Annotated in this window: 4 protein-coding genes; 2 read left to right on the top strand and 2 right to left on the bottom strand. The window is 76.8% G+C overall.

What is annotated here, in order from left to right:
- Positions 1-517, bottom strand: a 517-nt coding sequence (locus tag ACFU6K_RS31330) for a DUF5682 family protein (RefSeq protein WP_380668755.1), incomplete at its 3' end; no start/stop codon positions are given.
- 150 nt (positions 518-667) lie between these two features.
- A complete protein-coding gene (locus ACFU6K_RS31325) occupies positions 668-1,750 on the bottom strand; it encodes an AAA family ATPase (protein WP_380668754.1) in 1,083 nt (360 codons plus the stop codon).
- A gap of 179 nt (positions 1,751-1,929) precedes the next feature.
- Here ACFU6K_RS31325 and ACFU6K_RS31320 point away from each other — a divergent pair, with 179 nt between their 5' ends.
- On the top strand, positions 1,930-3,225 hold the full coding sequence (locus tag ACFU6K_RS31320; protein WP_380668752.1) for an SWIM zinc finger family protein: 1,296 nt from the start codon (positions 1,930-1,932) through the stop codon (positions 3,223-3,225).
- 11 nt (positions 3,226-3,236) lie between these two features.
- Positions 3,237-4,832 (top strand): DUF5691 domain-containing protein, encoded by a 1,596-nt coding sequence (locus tag ACFU6K_RS31315; protein WP_380668750.1) that lies wholly within the window; start codon positions 3,237-3,239, stop codon positions 4,830-4,832.
- The last annotated feature ends 57 nt before the right edge of the window (positions 4,833-4,889 follow it).

The following is a 4,889-nucleotide window of genomic DNA, read 5'->3' as shown; positions in this document are numbered from 1 at the left end:
TCACCTTCAGCATCATCGTCGAATCCGCCGACGACCAGGAGGCGAAGCGCGTGGCGCGGGAGACCGCCGCCTCCGCGAGCAGCGCCAGCGGGTCGGCGACCGGGTCGGCGCCGACCTCCTCGGCTCCGGCCTCCGCGGCGTCGCCGGCCTCACCGTCCGCGGCGGGCTCGGCGGGATCGACGGGCTCGGCGGGCGCGAAGCCGTACGCGGCGGGCAGGTCGATGAAGCGGACCGGCAGGTCGTGGTCCACGGCGTGCCGGATCGCCACCCACTCCGGGGAGAACTCGGCGTACGGCCAGAAGGCGGCCTTCGCCGGGTCGTCCACCGCGTGGGCGAGCAGCGCCACCGGCGGGACCAGGTCCTTCTCGGCGGCCAGGTGGACGATCGCGTCGGCCTCCGGCGGGCCCTCGATCAGCACCGCGTCCGGCCGCCAGTGCGCCAGCGCGGCGGCCACCGCCCGGGCCGAGCCGGGGCCGTGGTGGCGGATGCCCAGCAGGGCGACCTCAGGGCTGGTCATGCCCCCACCTCGCTTCGCTCGGCAGGTGATTCCCACAACGGGCACCTCTCGATGGTTCGCTCGCGCCGCTCGCTCACGCCCCCACCTCGCTTCGCTCGGCAGGTGATTCCCACGACGGGCGCCTCTCGTCGGTTCGCTCGCACCGCTCGCTCACGCCCCCACCTCGCGGGCGGCGCGGTAGAAGTCCTTCCAGCCGTCGCGCTCGCGCACCACCCCTTCGACGTACTCGCGCCAGACCGCCCGGTCCGCCACCGGGTCGCGGACGACGGCGCCGAGGATGCCGGCCGTCACGTCCCCGGCCCGCAGCACGCCGTCGCCGAAGTGGGCGGCCAGCGCGAGTCCGTTGGTCACCACCGAGATCGCCTCGGCGGTGGAGAGGGTGCCGCTCGGGGTCTTGACCTTCGTCCGGCCGTCCACCGTGATCCCGGCCCGCAGCTCGCGGAAGACGGTGACCACGCGCCTGATCTCCTCGGCGCCGCCGGGCAGTTCGGGCAGGTCCAGGGAGCGGCCGAGCTGGCCGACCCGCCGGGTGACGATGTCGACCTCCTCGTCCAGCGAGCCCGGCAGCGGCAGCACCACGGTGTTGAAGCGGCGGCGCAGCGCGCTGGACAGCTCGTTGACGCCGCGGTCGCGGTCGTTGGCGGTGGCGATCACGTTGAAGCCGCGCACGGCCTGCGTCTCGGCGCCCAACTCCGGTATCGGGAGCGTCTTCTCGGACAGGATGGTGATCAGACTGTCCTGCACGTCGGCCGGGATGCGGGTGAGCTCCTCGACCCGGGCGATCTTCCCGTCGGCCATCGCCCGCATCAGCGGCGAGGGCACCAGGGCGTCCCGGCTGGGCCCGTTGGTGAGCAGCTGGGCGTAGTTCCAGCCGTAGCGGACGGCCTCCTCGGGGGTGCCGGCCGTGCCCTGCACCAGCATCGTGGAGTCGCCGCTGATCGCCGCGGCCAGGTGCTCGGACACCCAGGTCTTCGCGGTGCCCGGCACACCGAGCAGCAGCAGCGCCCGGTCCGTCGCCAGGGTCGTCACGGCGACCTCGACGACCCGGCGCGGGCCGATGTACTTGGGGGTGATCCGGGTGCCGTCGGGCAGTTCGCCGCCGAGCAGGTACGTCGCCACGGCCCACGGCGAGAGCTTCCAGCGCTCGGGGCGCGGACGGTCGTCCTGCGCGGCCAGCGCGGCCAGTTCACCGGCGAACGCGTCCTCGGCGTGCTGCCGCAGAACGTCGGTCATGGGGGCTCCTTCGGGTCGGCCGCCGGGCACACGGGTGCCCCGGGCGGAGTGGTGATCGGGGGGAGCCAGGTCGGCGTCCCGGCCTGTGGGACCAACCCTGCACCGAGCCACTGACAACCCGCCCGGGGCTCCGGACGGGCCGTCAGCCACTGTCAGTGCCGCCGCCTACGGTCGGTCGCATGGAGGAACGCTGGAGCACCGAACACGTCCTGTCCCTGGCACCTGACGCCGCCTCGCAGAAGGCGGCGGGCAAGCTCTCCGCGCCCGCGCCGTGGTCCGGCACCGGCACCGACGGCACCGCCCTCTGGGGCGAGTGCAAGGGCAGCGGCCGCACGCCGTACCGCACCGCGATCGAACTCGCCACGCCCGCCTACCAGTGCAGCTGCCCCAGCCGGAAGTTCCCGTGCAAGCACGCGCTCGGGCTCCTCCTGCTGTGGAGCGGCACCCCGGCGGCCGTCCCGGCCGGCGAGCCCGCCGACTGGGTCTCCGAGTGGCTCACCTCCCGCCAGGAGCGCGCCGAGAAGCGCGCGGAGAAGAAGGAGGAGGACCCGGAGACCACCCGGCGCCGGATCGAGAAGCGCGGCGCCAAGGTCGCGGTCGGGGCGGCGGAGCTGCGGCTGCGGCTGGCCGACCGGGTCCGGCACGGCCTGGCCGACCAGTCCACCGCCGGCCCCTGGGAGGAGGTCGCCGCCCGGATGGTCGACGCGCAGGCCCCCGGGCTGGCCGCCCGGGTCCGCGAACTGGACGCGCTGCCGCAGGAGCGGCTGCTGGAGGAGTACGCCATGCTGCACCTGCTCGCCACCGCCGCCACCCGGATGGACGAACTGCCGGCCGAGCTGGCCGCCACCGTCCGCACCCGGGTCGGCTTCCCCGCGGACCCCGGCACGGCCGGCCCCACCGTCCGCGACCGCTGGCTGGTCCTCGGCACCCGGGACACCACGGACGAGCGGCTCACCACCCGCCGGGTCTGGCTGCGCGGCGCCAAGACCGGCCGCCCGGCCCTGCTGCTCTCCTTCGGCCACCAGGGCCAGGCCCCCGCCCTCGCCCTGCCCACCGGCCGTCTGGTCGAGGCCGACCTCGCCTACTTCCCCGCCGCCCACCCGCTGCGCGCCGACCTCCGCGAGCGCTACGGCGCCCCCGAGCCGGGCCCCGCCGGCCCGCCGGCCGGGCTCACCGTCGCCGAGGCGGTGGCCGGCTACGGCACCGCCGTCGCCGACGACCCGTGGCTGGAGAGCCGGCCCACCGTGCTCAGCGACGTCGTCCCGGTCCGCACCCCGGACGGCTGGTTCCTGACGGACGGCCACCACACCGTGCCGGTCCGCGCCTCGGCCGTCCCGGAAGCCGCGCTGTGGCGGCTGGCCGCGGTCTCCACCGGCCGCCCGCTGACGGTCTTCGGCGAGTACGGCCACCAGGGCTTCGGCCCGGTCACGGCCTGGGCCGCCGACCAGCGCCCGGTCGGCCTCACCAATCTCTAGGAGCACCAGGAATGACGATCACCCAGGACCCGTGGGAGACCCTGCACACCAGCGCCCTGCTCGGCACCGACCGCCGTCCGCTCCCGGCCACCGCCCTGCCGCTCGCCGACGCCGTGGACCAGGGCGATCCGGCCACCGCCCTGCTGGAGCTGGCCGCGCTGGCCGCCGTCCGCCGCCGGGCCGGCGCGCTGCCCGTACCCGCCGCCGAGCCGCCCGGCCCGCCCGCGGCCGAGGACACCCGCCCGGAGCTGCCCGAGCCCGCCGCCCGCCGGCTGGCCGTCCTGCTCTCGGGGCGGACCGGCGGCGGCGCCGGCACCGGCGGCACCCTGGCCAACCTGTCCGAGCTGCTGCCGCAGTGGCTCGCCACCGCCCGGGCGAGCGGCCTGCGCCCGCCCGCCGCGCTGATACCCGGCCTGCTCGACGCCGCCCGCGCCCGCAGCGAACTGCGCGCCGACGCCGTGGCGTTGGCCGGTCCGCCGGGCCGCTGGCTGGCCGAGCAGAACCCCGACTGGCGGTTCGTGCTGCGCACCACCGCTCCCGAGCTGCCGCGGCAGCCCACCGACGACCGGCTCTGGCACGAGGGCCTGTTCGCCGAACGGGTCACCCACCTCACCCAGCTGCGCCGCCGCGATCCCGCGGCCGGCCTGGATCTGCTGCGCGGCACCTGGTCCACCGAGCGCGCCGAGGACCGCCTGCTCTTCCTGGACGCCCTCCAGGACGGCCTCTCCCCCGCCGACGAACCGTTCCTGGAGGCCGCCCTCGGCGACCGCAGCAAGAACGTCCGGGCCACCGCCGCCGAGCTGCTCTCCACCCTGCCCGGCTCCGCGCTGGCCGTCCGGATGGCCGAGCGGGCGCGGGCCGCCGTCCGGCTCGCCGACACCGGCACCCACCTGCTGGTCACCCCGCCCACCGAGTGCGACGCGCAGATGCAGCGCGACGGGATCGCGCCCAAGTCGCCCACCGGGCGCGGCGAACGGGCCTGGTGGTTCGGCGAGTTGGTGGCCGCCGCACCGCTGTCGCTCTGGCCGGAGAGCACCGGGCTGACGCCCGGGCAGCTGCTCGCCCTGCGGGTCGGCGACAGCATCGACGAGACCAGCAGCAGCTGGGCCGACGACCTGCGGGAGGCCTGGGCGCGGGCCGCCATCCGCCAGCAGGACGCCGACTGGGCCCGGGCGCTGCTCGGTCCGGCCCCGGTCCCGTCCGGGCGCGGCGCCCGGACCCGCGCGCTGCGCACCACCGGCGCCCCGGCCAAGCTGCTGGCCGTCCTCCCGCCGGAGGAGCGGGCGGTCTGGACGGCCGCGTTCATCACGGTGCACGGGCTGGGCGAGGCCTTCCAGCTGCTCGGCGCCTGCGCCACCCCGTGGACGCCGCCGCTGTCCACCGCCGTGGTGACCGCCCTGGCCCGGGCGGCGGCCTCCGGGGCGTACCCGTGGAGCCACAGCGGGGTGCTCGGGATGACGGAGCGCGCGCTCGCCCCGGAGACGGCCGCCGCGGTGGAGGAGCTGGCCGCCGGGGCCGCCCCGGACTCCGCGTGGTCCGAGACCTTCTCCCGGCTGGCCGGCACCCTGCGCTTCCGGGCGGCGATGCTCGCGGAGCTGGCGGGCTGAGGGCGGGCCGGGCCCACCGGACGCCTCCGGAGACGACGGAGCGGGCCGGCCCCTGTC

Source organism: Kitasatospora sp. NPDC057512, assembly GCF_042802135.1.
In the GTDB taxonomy this organism is placed as follows: Bacteria; Actinomycetota; Actinomycetes; order Streptomycetales; family Streptomycetaceae; genus Kitasatospora.
Note: the sequence above shows the minus strand (reverse complement) of the source record. Positions and strands in the feature narration are given on the sequence as shown.

What these genes read in the sequence shown, in the direction of transcription:
- ACFU6K_RS31325 (WP_380668754.1), bottom strand. Translation starts at nt 1,750, where the DNA reads ATGACCGACGTTCTGCGGCAGCACGCCGAGGACGCGTTCGCCGGTGAA.
- ACFU6K_RS31315 (WP_380668750.1), top strand. Translation starts at nt 3,237, where the DNA reads ATGACGATCACCCAGGACCCGTGGGAGACCCTGCACACCAGCGCCCTG.
- ACFU6K_RS31320 (WP_380668752.1), top strand. Translation starts at nt 1,930, where the DNA reads ATGGAGGAACGCTGGAGCACCGAACACGTCCTGTCCCTGGCACCTGAC.